Source organism: Nocardia ninae NBRC 108245, assembly GCF_007990755.1.
Classification (GTDB): domain Bacteria; phylum Actinomycetota; class Actinomycetes; order Mycobacteriales; family Mycobacteriaceae; genus Nocardia; species Nocardia ninae.
In genome coordinates, this window is the sequence record NZ_BJXA01000004.1 from 187,448 (window position 1) to 198,774 (window position 11,327).

Annotated in this window: 11 protein-coding genes; all 11 read left to right on the top strand. The window is 64.7% G+C overall.

Annotation, left to right across the window (positions count from 1 at the left end; translation table 11 throughout):
- Nucleotides 1-433: 433 nt before the first annotated feature.
- A complete protein-coding gene (locus NN4_RS06040) occupies nucleotides 434-1,288 on the top strand; it encodes a class I SAM-dependent methyltransferase (RefSeq protein ID WP_147128939.1) in 855 nt (284 codons plus the stop codon).
- Nucleotides 1,289-1,304: 16 nt separating this feature from the next.
- Nucleotides 1,305-2,318 (top strand): hypothetical protein, encoded by a 1,014-nt coding sequence (locus tag NN4_RS06045; RefSeq protein ID WP_147128940.1) that lies wholly within the window; start codon nucleotides 1,305-1,307, stop codon nucleotides 2,316-2,318.
- 224 nt (nucleotides 2,319-2,542) lie between these two features.
- Complete coding sequence (locus NN4_RS06050; protein WP_222594994.1) at nucleotides 2,543-3,043, top strand: SLOG family protein; 501 nt, start codon at nucleotides 2,543-2,545, stop codon at nucleotides 3,041-3,043.
- A 252-nt stretch (nucleotides 3,044-3,295) separates the two neighbouring features.
- Entirely contained in the window at nucleotides 3,296-4,390 is a 1,095-nt protein-coding gene (locus tag NN4_RS06055) for a DUF4192 domain-containing protein (protein ID WP_147128941.1), read from the top strand.
- An 852-nt stretch (nucleotides 4,391-5,242) separates the two neighbouring features.
- Nucleotides 5,243-5,770: a magnesium chelatase domain-containing protein gene (locus NN4_RS06060; protein ID WP_186818283.1), complete on the top strand. Its 528-nt coding sequence runs from the start codon at nucleotides 5,243-5,245 to the stop codon at nucleotides 5,768-5,770.
- A gap of 456 nt (nucleotides 5,771-6,226) precedes the next feature.
- Entirely contained in the window at nucleotides 6,227-6,619 is a 393-nt protein-coding gene (locus NN4_RS06065) for a DUF4254 domain-containing protein (protein WP_147128943.1), read from the top strand.
- A 152-nt stretch (nucleotides 6,620-6,771) separates the two neighbouring features.
- Nucleotides 6,772-8,151 carry a DUF3560 domain-containing protein gene (locus tag NN4_RS06070; protein ID WP_147128944.1) on the top strand — a complete coding sequence of 460 codons (1,380 nt, stop codon included), beginning with the start codon at nucleotides 6,772-6,774 and terminating at the stop codon, nucleotides 8,149-8,151.
- A gap of 261 nt (nucleotides 8,152-8,412) precedes the next feature.
- Nucleotides 8,413-9,192, top strand: a complete 780-nt coding sequence (locus tag NN4_RS06075) for a hypothetical protein (RefSeq protein WP_147128945.1) — start codon at nucleotides 8,413-8,415, stop codon at nucleotides 9,190-9,192.
- Between the two features lie 382 nt (nucleotides 9,193-9,574).
- Nucleotides 9,575-10,360: a hypothetical protein gene (locus tag NN4_RS06080; protein ID WP_147128946.1), complete on the top strand. Its 786-nt coding sequence runs from the start codon at nucleotides 9,575-9,577 to the stop codon at nucleotides 10,358-10,360.
- A 177-nt stretch (nucleotides 10,361-10,537) separates the two neighbouring features.
- Entirely contained in the window at nucleotides 10,538-11,095 is a 558-nt protein-coding gene (locus NN4_RS06085; RefSeq protein ID WP_147128947.1) for a hypothetical protein, read from the top strand.
- The coding region (locus NN4_RS06090) for a bifunctional DNA primase/polymerase (RefSeq protein ID WP_186818284.1) at nucleotides 11,092-11,327 on the top strand (236 nt) is incomplete at its 3' end. The genes NN4_RS06085 and NN4_RS06090, both read left to right, overlap by 4 nt.

Below are 11,327 nucleotides of genomic sequence, written 5' to 3' on the forward strand. Positions count from 1 at the left end.
CCCGCCGACCCGCAAACCCGGCCCTCTGTTTGGAGAAGGCGCGTTTCTCGGCGGCGGGAATTTCCATTCACCCTGTCCCGTCCGAGATTTCCGAGATCCCAGTGTTCCTGGGAGGTGTTTGCCATCCGTGCTAATTCAGACTCCGATCAGCATCGCCCCGCAGCAATTCACGGCGGGAAAAGGTCATGGACGCGTTGCGTACCTGCGCCGAGCGTGTGGCGGCCGCCGATCCCGGTCTGTGGTCCGATCCCGTTCCACCGCAACCTATTCCACGCTCGCTGCGCCGGACCACAGCTACCGGTGCGTGCTCCGGCGTCCCGGCGTCCGGCCAGATTTCGCTGTTCGATCCGTTGCCCACCCCGCGCGGCGCATCGGCGCGATCCCACCCCATTCCCGGCCATCGGCAACCGAACCCTGAGCGAAGGAAGTTCGTATGTCTACGACATTGAGCAGGAGCCAAGCCAAGCTGCATCGTGAAGCGTGCCTGTTGATCGATGCCGACCGCGACCTCGACGACGATGAGAAGAGATTCGTCCTCGATCACTGGCACGAGGCCGCCAACCCCGAGCACTGTTTGGACGGAGCCTATTTCACGCCGTTGGGGCTGGCGGGCGACATGCGGATCGACGTCGTGGGAACCCGCATCGTCGACTTGTGCGCTGGGATCGGGCACTTGAGCTTCGCGTGCCGTAACCTGCTCGACCACCGTTGGAACGGTGAGCAGCTTCGCGAATTCGTCTGTGTGGAACGCAATCCCGAATACGTCCGAGTCGGCATGCGGATCATGCCCGAGGCCACCTGGGTCTGCGCCGACGTGCTGACCGTGCCCTCCATGCGCCTGCGCTCGTTTGACACCGCTATCGCCAACCCACCATTCGGACCCATTCGTCGCACAACGAACGCTCCGGGGTACCGCGGTCCGCGATTCGAGTACCACGTTATCGCTGTCGCGGCAAGCCTGGCCCGCCGTGGCGTGTTCCTGGTACCGCAACAGTCAGCCCCGTTCAGCCACAGCGGCAAACGCTGTTACACCGACGACCCGGACACCGAGTACCAGAAGTTCCACACGACGACCGGGATCTCCCTCGAGCCCGGCTGCAGCGTCGACACCACCTACTACACCGACGACTGGCATCAGCGACCGATAACCACCGAAGTCGTCGTGTGTGACTTCACCGAACGGCCCTCCGCAACCGTCGACACCGACCGCCGTCATCCAGCGAACGGTCGCCGGTTCAGCTTGCCCATCACGACAACGCCTGGGCCGGTCGGTTTGCCCGCCGCGTAGAACTGGAGGCCCGCACATGTTCCCATCGCCCCTCAACGCCAACGTGATTCGACGGTATCGGGCTGCCCGCGCCGACGGGATGTCTGCCGCTGCGGCCCACCGTCACGCGATCACGCCCGAACCCGTGCACACCTATGAATCCTATGGCGCTGACGCCGTTCGTTTCCTGCTTGACGATCCGGAGTTGACCGGCCTCGTCGTCACCGCCAGGACTACCCCGGACGACGATCCGGACCGGTCATGGTTGGGCGAGTACACCAATTCGTGGTCCCCCGACGTCATTGCCCACGATCACGCCACGCCCACCAACTATCCGCGGTACTTTCTGCCCTGCTACACCATCGGACATCGTCGGGCGGACCTATCGGTACTCGGGTATGCCCGCGGCCCGGCGCAGGTCGAGGCTGAGCGACAGGTCCGCCAGGATGCCCGGTTGTTCACCGAACTCGACGCCCGCATCATCACGGTGTCGGTACACAAGGCGGGTGTACTGCTCGGTGAGGCGTCCGTCGGTGCAGATTTCGACCCAAACGCCGACTTCGAAGACCAGCTCGTCACTTTCGCCTCCGACATTCTCGGCGAGGCGATCGCCGAGGCCCGCACCGCCCTGCCTCACCTGATCATCGCACTCACCGACGACCGTGAACCTCACCGCCGTTCGAGTGCAACCCCACCGCCAGATTCATCCGCCGCTGGCACGCCGATCGTCGTCGCCGACCCACGGTGGGGATCTCTTCGCGTGGAGCAGGACCGATCGGGACACACTGTGCTGCACATCGATCCGGTTGCCCCTGAGACGAAGGCGCGGGTTTTCCTGCGCGGCACCGAACTTGTCGATGACCGGATCACCCGCGACGACATCAATGTCACGGTGTGTATCGCGGTGAACACGACGATCGCCGGGTGGTGCATATCGATACCTTCGATCACACCGGACCGATCCGCATCAACCTCAACGATGGGCCAGCCGTCTATCACGGCGACCCCGCGACCGGCGAGCGGTTCACCGACTACACCGACTTCTGAATAGTCGCGTCGCCGGGCCCGTTGTGCGGGCGCTTGGAGATGGTGCCGGCGGCGGTCGGTCGTGTGTCAAGCCCGCGGGGAAAAGCGCCCGCGGGCTTGACACCCTTCCCGCCGCCGCGGCTGCCGACGCGCGCCCCGCACAACGGGCCCGGCGTCGAGACCGATTGCGCTCAAACACTTTCCGGCTCTGCACGGCACCGGTAGCTGCTTCACTTCCTGGAGGTTGTCGTGCCCACAGCAATGTTCAGCCAGCCCACCTTCGACCGCGATGGCGTACGCCTGGAATTGGCCGTCACCATCTCGCACACCTCACCGCCGACTCCCGACGCCCCTCTTAGTCGCGGCCGCCGAATCCTGATCACTGGCTCCCGCAGTTGGACCGACCGCGCCACCATCCGGGCGGCCCTAGCCGAGGTGTGGTCCCCGGACGTGGTGCTGGTGTCGGGGGCCTGCCCGCATGGCGCCGACGTCCAATGCGAGGCGTGCTGGCAAGCATGGGGCGGCCGGATTGAACGACATCCCGCCGACTGGGACCGGCTCGGACGCCGCGCCGGGTTCGTGCGCAACGAGCAGATGGTGCGAGCCGGCGCCGATCTGTGTATGGCGTTTATTCGCGACAACTCGCCCGGTGCCACCCACACTGCCCGCCTGGCCCAACAAGCGGGCATTCCAACGCGGATCTTCCGCACTGCCGATACCCCGGCCATGGCCGACCATCCTCGCAACTGACACCCTGTTCGACCTCCGGGGACCAGGCCACGACGCCGTCGAGCCAATCTGCTGATCGTTTGGCACGGCACCGCCCGGCAGAGGTCCGTGACCAGACTCGCGCGCCGCAAGCGGGCAGCCAGGCGACGCCCATCGCCCAACGACTCATTACGCGGTCTTGGGGTGGGTCAATTGCTCGCCGTCGGCGAGCGGCGACGAACCGAGGGATTCGGTTTGTTGTCTCCAATCCTGTTCTCTAGCAGAGGAGTTCCCGTGTCTTATGTTGATGATGCCGGTGATCTGATCGCCGCGATACCGACGATGCTCGGCTTCGTTCCTGAACGTTCCCTCCTGATCGCGGTGTTGACCGACTCGGAGTGTGATCCGCCTGCCGATGCGGGTCACGTGTTCGCGATTATGCGGTTCGATCTCGATCTGCCCGACGGGCTCATCCGGGGTCCTGCTGTACTTTTTGCCGAGGCTGTCGCCAAGGTCTGCGCTTCGGCTTACTCCACCGAGGTCTTGGCGGTGCTTGTCGATGACCGCCTCACCGGCCCTGCTCCACAGCGAGGCGGCCGTGACAGCGGAGCACACGCCACACTGATCAATTCTCTCGTCGAGCATCTCGCTGATTGCTTGATCGGTGTGGTCGGGGGGTGGGCGACTGCGGCGATCGAGCCAGGTGGGCTGTGGTGGAACATCCTCGGGCCCCCTCGCCAAGGGGTGATTCCGGACCCGACAACCTCTGACGAAACGTCCACTGAGCGCAAACCGGTCTACGCTTCGCGTTCGGAACTTCTTGCCTTGATCGAACCGGATCAGGAAACAATCGAACGTGTCGAACGGCGGTTGCCTGCCGCGAGGACAGCAGTCGTGCGCCGTTATGCCGCGAGCCGACGTGACGGGGATCCTGATGGCGGTACTCGATGGGGTTTCCAGCGTGTACTCGAACTTATCGCTGCGCTCGATTCCGGTCGCCAGCCAACGGTTTCGCAGATCGCCGAGGCGGCTGCGTTGCTGGCTGATCGTCGTACTCGCGATGGATTGCTGGCAACGGCGTTGAGCAATTTTGCGCGCCCTGCGGAATCGTTGTGGTCGTATTTGACCCGTACTTTGCCTGATCCAGAACGCGCTCAGGCAGCGACGCTGCTTGCTTACAGTGCCTATGTTCGTCGCGACGGCGCATTAGCGGGTGTCGCGGTGCAGGCGGCGCTGCAGGCTGATCCCGAGCATCAGTTCGCGGTCATGCTCGAGGTCGCGCTCGAGTTGGGTCTGGACCCGGATCGCATGCGTCGCCTCGGTCGTTCCGGTGCCGAGTTTGTCAACGGACTCGGTATCGACACCGACTGGCCGGAGCCTTCCTCATGAGTCGCATACCAACCCATGAACAGTGGCTTCACGCGATCACAGATCGCCAAGCCCACCTGCTGTGCTTCGCAGCCATCGGCTATGCGCGTGGGTACTGCAACGCCGCCTGCATCGACCCCGCCGATGCCATCGATTTCGGACATGCGTACGCGGTCCTGGTCGCATCGCAGCGGTCACGACCCACGATCGAGGGCGCGTGGCGCAATTGGCTAGCCGACCTCGACATCAGCACCCTTTCCACCAGCGTGCAGCGACGATCCCCGAACCTCCTCGAACGACGCGAAAGCGATTCAGCTCAAACATAATTCACGACGGCTGTTTCCGTGCCGGCGGCCGAGGGGGTCGGCGGCGCGCTCTACACCGGCGGACGCAAGGTCAAGCTTCGCTTGCCCCGGCTCCGAGGCCGCCGGTATCTGTTGAGTGCGCCCGCCCCACCGGACCGCACCTCGGCGGTTCATCCGCTGAGCTCGGCGCAGGCCACTTTGCCCAATACCCTTGCACACCAGCTTGTTTCGCTGGACACCGTTTCCGCCTTGCCGCGTCCTGCAGACCCGTCAGCCAGCAGCTCCCCTACTCACTTCCGTCCTCCCGGACCAATCCGAAGGAGCCATTTCATGAATCACCGTTTGTTCGTTCATTTTTCGATGGTGACCAAGATCGGTCTGACACGCACGCTCACCCGCCGCACGCCCACTGGTGGTAGCCGAGTCGGCCGCTGGCCCAATTTCCGGTTCAGCGCCGGGCAGCGTTGTCATGGCCGGTGGTCGTTGTTCGGCAAGGTCTGGCGGTGAGCGCCGATGAGCGGCGCCGTGCGTGGGCATTGTTGTCGCGCGGTCCGCGATGAGCCGGGCGGTGGCGTGGTCGGTCACGCTGGAAAGCCCGGTGGCGCAGCCATTCTCGGTGAACGCCACCCTCGGCATCCCTCCACCGACGGAAACCGGACACACGGACTTGGCCCCACAGTGTCGAGATCGGGTGCGGGCCACACTGCTCAACAGCGCTGAGCATTGGCCGCCGGTCGAGGTTCAGCTGTCAATATCAGGTGCGCCGCAGCCTACCGGCATCGCCGATCTCGCAGTAGCCGTATCGGTCCTCGCGGCCGTTGGAGAATTTCGTTCGACGCCGCTGGAAAAGATCCTGTTCGTCGCCGAGCTCGGACTCGATGGCGCACTGCGAGCGGTCGAGGGAACGTGGGCCGCTTTCGATGCCGCTCCGCTCCTGGGAATCACCTATGCAGTCGTGCCCCAATCCCTGCTACCCGAATTCGGCGCATCAACTGAATTCCTTGTCCTGGGCGCACCAACCCTGAGCGCGGTGCTTGCGTGGCTGCGGGGCACATCCGCGCTGCCGTGCGCTGGCACCCACCGGTGGAGCACGTAGAGCACATCCCCATCAGTGACACCAATCACGCTGCGATGCAATCACTCCAAAGGTATCTCACCTCCAGTACGGAAGCAGCGCCTCGGACGTACGACCAGCTACAGCCAAAATGGGCCCGACCCCGACCGCGCCGACTCCCTCCACGATCTCGCTATCCGCGCAATGGGCTTGGTCTGAGCTCCACCCCATCACCCATCCACCCCAGGAGGTAATTGCGATGACCGACACCATCACTCGCGACGAATTCGACCGCCGCCCTCATGAACCGGCCAACGTCACCTCCCGCCGCAAGGCGGAGCAATGATGTCCCGGCGTCTCCCGCTGGCACACGCCCGCGCAACAGCGCGCTGGTGGCTGCGCACACGTTCTCGCCAATCAAGACATCGGCTGCCTGCTTCGCCGCTGCTGGTCGCCGCGTGCTTTTCTGACACTCTCATCAACGGTAGCGATCCAGAAATGCTGGGTCTGGTAACGGATTTGGCGGCGATCAGCTGGCGCAGTCACAACCAGGAACATCCCGGATTCGACCCCGGCGACCAATCCACGGCCACCGAATCAGCGCTCACCCACGAGGTACTGCTCGCTGAGCTCGACCATCACATCCGCCAGCGGCTGCCGCATCGCCGTCACCGAAACGCCCGCGTGCACACCGAGCCGCTCGTCGCGGTGATCGACCGGCTTGTCGCGCTCACGATCACCCATGCCGTTCTCGCCCGTGCCGGGAGTGCGCGGATCCGCGAAATCGAGACCGCGCTAATCGATCTCGCTACCGGCTATGACCAACTCAGCGCCGATCTGATGCGTGGGCGGCGCCGCGAACCGCGCTTCGCCACCAGCCACGCCATCTGAACAACCCTCACACCGCGCCAGTCCCGACTGCGACCCCGGCGCCCCCCTGGTCCCGCATCCGGGATCGGCTTGCTCAAGCATCGCCCGACACCCCTTACGTCCGGCGAGCTCTCTGATTTTCGACTGCACCTTCGTCGGAAGGACGTAATCAGATGAGTCACATCACTATTCGCCACAATCGTCAACTTGGCACTCTAGTCTACGGAACCTACCGCGGCATCGCCGGAGTAGGGAAGGCCCTCACCGAGTGGCCCTGCAACTTCCGGGGGTCGGAGAACCTTCCCGAGTATGACGAGTTGGCTGATCCGTACTGGTATCTGCCGCATTCGCGTCGTCGCCGAGCCGACACCTACAAGATCGACGCTGCGGTCGCGCGGCTCCGCGAACTCGGTCACGACACCGATGTCGAGATCGACGACACGACGCCAGCAGTCGACTTCGCCGGGTTCATGGAGGAGAAATACGACCGCGCCAGCGATCGAGCCGCCTATCAGCAGTACATGGCGCGGCGCGAGTTCTGGACATCCGACACCATCCGAGCGGCCAACCAGCGCACCTACGACATGCTCAACGGTCAACCAATTCTCGTCGGTCATTACTCCGAGCATCGTCACCGTCGTTTGCTGGATCGGCTGTGGCAACGTGAGGGCAGGACGTGGGCCCTCTACGACAAGGCCAAACACCGTATCGACCGTGCGACGGCGGCAGCGAATTTCCGTGCCTACAAAGAGAACCCGGGCACCACCCAACGCCGCATCCTCGGCATCGAAACCGACCTCCGCCGTATCGGCAAGGCACTGGAAGAGCATGGCGACCGGTGGTCGGATCACGCCTTGGCGATCACGCGCGCCGAGATCGTGGAGAAACTCGAGGAAATCGACTACTGGTGGCAAGTTCTCGACGAGGCGGGTGTGCACGTCTGGAGTCCAGATGATTTCGTGGTCGGGGACTTCGTCGCGTGGGCTCACGGAAGCTGGCACGAGGTCGCTCGGGTCAACCCGAAGTCGTTGAGTGTGGCCGGTCTCTACGACAGCGTCGGCGGCCGAATTCAAACCGTGAGGGCCCTGACCCGCCGCAACTGCCGTCCGCAGCCGCTGCCGTATCACAAGGTGGTCGGCCATCTCACCGCCGCGCAGGCCCGTGAGCAGTTCCCCGAGGTGTTCGTGAACCTCGATGCCGCGCCGGTTCGTCCGCGTCCGAGCAAGAAGCGCGGCAGCGTCAAACTCGATCACCATCACACCGCCGAAGGTGAACGCTGGGAATGGCGGGTCGGCGACGTAGACTACCGCGCGTTCTGGCGTCATCCGCAGAACTGGTGGCGCGGCGAGCGCGAACCGGTGACCGAGCCCGGCGTCATCCACATCACGGCGTATCGAGCCGGGAAAACACCCACATTCGTGTCCCGCGGCGAACCTGTCGAGGTCGCGGTCTCCGAGGTCGCAATCGAGGGTGACATCGCGTGGGTCGAGGAGGTCCACAACCAACTACGCGAGCACGTCCAAACCTATTACGCCGAACACGCCGCCGCTTGACGCAGTGGGGTCGGGCGGTCCGGTACCGCCCGACCTCCTCGCCGAGACCACTCTCACGACCGTGCTTTCCCGCTTAGTCCACCAGCTCCCGAATCATCTGCCGCGAAGCCGATTCCGGCGACCTTCGACCGTGATCAACCCACACCGAATCGCCGCCACCGTGACCGGGCCACGTCTGCTCACCTCGTCGGCCGCCAAACAACACCCACGCAACGCCAATTGCCTTGCGCCCCAGTCGCTCCAACTTACCAGGAGTCTGTCATGCCCACCCCTGCGATAGAAGTTCGTCGTGCGTTGACCGACACCGAAATCGGTGCCCTCGCCGAGGGCATCGCCAACGCAACATCTATGCCGGAGTTGCTCTCCGCCGCGGTTCGCGGCCTGTTCGACACGCTGTTGGCCGACCACGGCCGCCGGTTCGACGACTTCGACCACGACCACCCACTCGATCCTCGACACTTCGCGATTCCCAGCATCCAGTGGCAGGCGCTCGCCGGCGCGGTCACCTCCCGCGCCGACCAATGGAGCGCTGCCACCACGATCGGATTGGAGTTGGTCAATATCTGGCCGAGTACCTTCGACGACCCGGCCGTGCCCGAACCCCAACTAACCGTCATCGACCATCGCCCGCACCAATTCCACATCCACGTCAGCCGGGATGCTGCCGACGAGATAGCCAAGTGTGAAGACCACCTCTCGTCGCTGGCCGACTACTACGGCCGCACATCGACGCACTACCTCGACGCTATGCGCAGTTGGCACGCCCTGCTGGTTGGATTGTTCGCCACCCGCCACGGCACCGACACCACCGTGACGCGTGACGGTCGTCTCTCGCTACTGGTCAACTGCGACCACCTGACCTACGCCGCGGTATTCCACGGATGGCACCGCAAATGCACCGACCCCGCCTGCCACGCGACCGCGTCCAACGACGGATCTTGGCGCAAGCCGTACGACAACGCGCCAATTCTCGACCACGCTCATACGCCCAGCCATCCGTTCGACGCACCCCAACCCGGCGATTGGTCGTTCCACTCGTAGATCGCCGACCACGAGGCCATCGACGGAGCACTCAGGCTCTCCCGGCCGGACTACCTGCCTGCTGGTGATCATCTCCGGCGGCGATTTCGAACAGCCGCGAACCGATTCCCGTCCTGCCTTAACGACAGACCCAGCAGCGCACCGCCAGACACGCACGACTCGACCGTCCCGACTGACGTGTCGGTGTTTGTGGACGGGTTCGCCCGTGTGGCGGGCGCTTGTGATGCTGCCGACGGCGCTCGGTCGTGTGTCAAGCCTGCGGGAAAAGCGCCCGCAGGCTTGACACCCTTCCCGACGCCGTGGCGAGGGGGACGCGCCCACCACACGGGCCGAGCCCCGCCTCTGCGAGTGCTCGCACTGTCCCTCGGCACAGGAGTGAACCATGAAACTTCTCTACACCGCGACGTGGACCGACCACGCCCAGCACGCACTCGCCTCCGCGATGACGGCGTTCACGACCTGGGTCGCCGCCGAAGCATCAGTCAACTCTTTTATCACAGCGCGCCAACAGTTTTCGCGCCCCGATCACGACGAGTACTCAGCGTCGCTGATCGAGCTGCGTGACGGAGGCGCCATTCAGCGAACACGGCTGTGGGCTGTGCAGGACCGCCCTTTGTCCGGCACGTCTTCCACGACCATCAGTGTCGAAGTACGGGGCGAGGGCCGATCGTATGCCGCGCCGTCGATCGTGGCATCGCTGCTCGATCAAGGCTTGCGGCCGGGAGTCGGCGAGGACCTGTTGACCACGGCACCCCGCTATGTCGCCGGGGCAGCCGACGGTGAGCAGCTCGCCGAGCTGGTATCGGCGTTCGATCGTCGCGTGCCGATCGTGGTCATGATGCACATGCCCGACCTGTTCACCCGCCTGCGCCGCAGCGCGTCCGGCTTCGACACGATCGCGAACCGCACCGCTGCCGCAGTCGCGGGCGTGGCCAATGTCGTGGTCGCCGACCCCAGCAGCGTCGCAGAGTTCAACGACGCGCTCGGCCCCCACCATGCTGTCGGTCCCGGCCACTTGCGGATCTTTCGACCGGGCGTGGATCCGGCGGTCGACGGCGAGCACGCCAATCACCCCCGGCTTTCACCGGGCCGCTGGTACGCAGACGAATATCTGGCACCCCGTTATGTAGCTCGCCGCACGACCGCCCCGCACGCGGTACTGGTCTGAGGACCCCGACCCAGCCAATCAGTGCCCGATTTCCGGCGGGCCAGCGACGAGCAGCGCCCGCCGGAACCTCAGGTGCGCACCACCGGATCCCGAATGCCTGCTCGTAGGAAGGGGACAAATCTTATGCCAGGAGCACGCAACCGCCGTGCCGACCGAATCGCCGCAGTGACTCCGCTCGTGAAAAACCTTCAAGCCCACAGCCGCGAATGCGACAGCGTCCGGTGGGCCCGCCGAACCGATCGGCAGGACTGGTTCTGGCTGACCACACCCTTGTCGGTCAACGCCCGCGGCGACACCGCGATTCAGGAATCCAATTACGCACTCGCGCAACAATATATCACCGCCGTCTCACCCTTCGGCACTGACTATCGCGTCGATCTCTGGCCGGGCGCACGGATCCACACCCTGACCGTGCGCGCCGACGACGCCGCCGCGCTGCGTGAGCTCGACCGGATCATCACCGCGTTGCAGGACTACCCGATCCTCGACGAGCAGGACGTCTCAGCACGGGAGTGGCACCACAATCATCCCGACGGCGGCGAACGCGAATACTACGCCGAATCGGGCTGTAGCTGCGTCTACCGCACACATCGCCACCATGTGGAGGTCACGGCCCGCGGCTCCGCTTATCCCGAGTGCGCGGTATGCGGGGCCGACGTCGAAGACTGGAATCCCGGCCGATACGACCCCACTGATCCGCGTCCCGATCGTCAGCCGACGGGCCCCCGATCATGACCGTCGAACACTGGGCGGACGCGGTCGGCGTGCAACTAGCCCACATCGCGCCGGGTGCCCCCTTCGCCGAACGGGTCGCGCCGATGATGCAGATGGCACTGGCCGCGGCGGCGGCCGGGAACTATGTGTTTCCTTTGCGCCCAGCGGACAAACGCCCGGCCATCAAAGGCTGGCAGGACGCGGCCACCCGAGAGCAGGCCGCTATACGCCGATTCTGGCGCACGGTGCCGTT

Excerpts from the sequence above, each read along its gene's own strand:
- NN4_RS06040 (WP_147128939.1), top strand. The coding sequence starts at position 434 with ATGTCTACGACATTGAGCAGGAGCCAAGCCAAGCTGCATCGTGAAGCG.
- NN4_RS06045 (WP_147128940.1), top strand. The coding sequence starts at position 1,305 with ATGTTCCCATCGCCCCTCAACGCCAACGTGATTCGACGGTATCGGGCT.
- NN4_RS06065 (WP_147128943.1), top strand. The coding sequence starts at position 6,227 with ATGCTGGGTCTGGTAACGGATTTGGCGGCGATCAGCTGGCGCAGTCAC.
- NN4_RS06070 (WP_147128944.1), top strand. The coding sequence starts at position 6,772 with ATGAGTCACATCACTATTCGCCACAATCGTCAACTTGGCACTCTAGTC.
- NN4_RS06075 (WP_147128945.1), top strand. The coding sequence starts at position 8,413 with ATGCCCACCCCTGCGATAGAAGTTCGTCGTGCGTTGACCGACACCGAA.
- NN4_RS06080 (WP_147128946.1), top strand. The coding sequence starts at position 9,575 with ATGAAACTTCTCTACACCGCGACGTGGACCGACCACGCCCAGCACGCA.